Source organism: Aeromonas sp. 1HA1 (assembly GCF_029237385.1).
In the GTDB taxonomy this organism is placed as follows: Bacteria; Pseudomonadota; Gammaproteobacteria; order Enterobacterales; family Aeromonadaceae; genus Aeromonas; species Aeromonas popoffii.
The window spans coordinates 1-746 of the sequence record NZ_JAACGC010000206.1 but is presented as its reverse complement, the minus strand read 5'-3'; the positions used below and the strand labels follow the sequence as shown (position 1 = coordinate 746).

1 protein-coding gene and 1 pseudogene are annotated in these 746 nt (G+C 54.3%); both read left to right on the top strand.

Annotated features, from left to right (window positions below; translation table 11 throughout):
- Positions 1 to 115: 115 nt before the first annotated feature.
- A complete protein-coding gene (gene tnpB / locus GWQ22_RS21690; protein WP_099992635.1) occupies positions 116 to 463 on the top strand; it encodes an IS66 family insertion sequence element accessory protein TnpB in 348 nt (115 codons plus the stop codon).
- Positions 464 to 493: 30 nt separating this feature from the next.
- A pseudogene (locus GWQ22_RS21685) lies at positions 494 to 746 on the top strand (IS66 family transposase); the annotation flags it as partial.

The following is a 746-nucleotide window of genomic DNA, read 5'->3' as shown; positions in this document are numbered from 1 at the left end:
CCTCTGAACCGACACCATCAGGCACCATCGAGATACGACTGGGGCGGGCAATGGTCGTCATTGATGGCACCGTCGATACCAATGCATTACGAATGATCCTGGAGACCCTGCGCGTATGATCAATCCTCCTGCGGGAACCCGTATCTGGATCGTGGCCGGTATCACAGACATGAGAAACGGCTTCAATGGGTTAGCCTCGAAAGTGCAAATGACGTTGAAGGATGATCCCATGTCGGGGCATGTCTTTATCTTCAGGGGCCGCAACGGGAGTCAAGTTAAGCTCCTCTGGTCTACCGGTGATGGTCTGTGTCTGCTGACAAAAAGGCTGGAACGTGGTCGGTTCGCCTGGCCATCGGCTCGGGACGGCAAAGTCTTTTTAACGCCAGCACAGCTCGCCATGCTGCTGGAGGGGATAGACTGGCGCCATCCAAAGCGCCTGGCTAACTCATTGACCATGTTGTAAAAAGTGATCCCCCATGTAAGATGCATGGGTATGGAAAAATCACTAGCCGACGAAATCCTGCGACTGAAACGACTCCTGGCCGAACAGGAGTCACTCAATCGTGTTTTGCATGCAAGGTTGGAAGAGCGGGAGCGCGAAATTGAGCGTCTGCTTGCGCAACTCGACAAGCTGCGGCGTATGTATTTTGGCAGCCAGTCCGAGAAACTCGCTCGTCGTATCGCTCAGACCGAAGCGCAACTGCAAATACTCCAGCAGGAGAGTGATACCTTCACCGGTCGGGTCG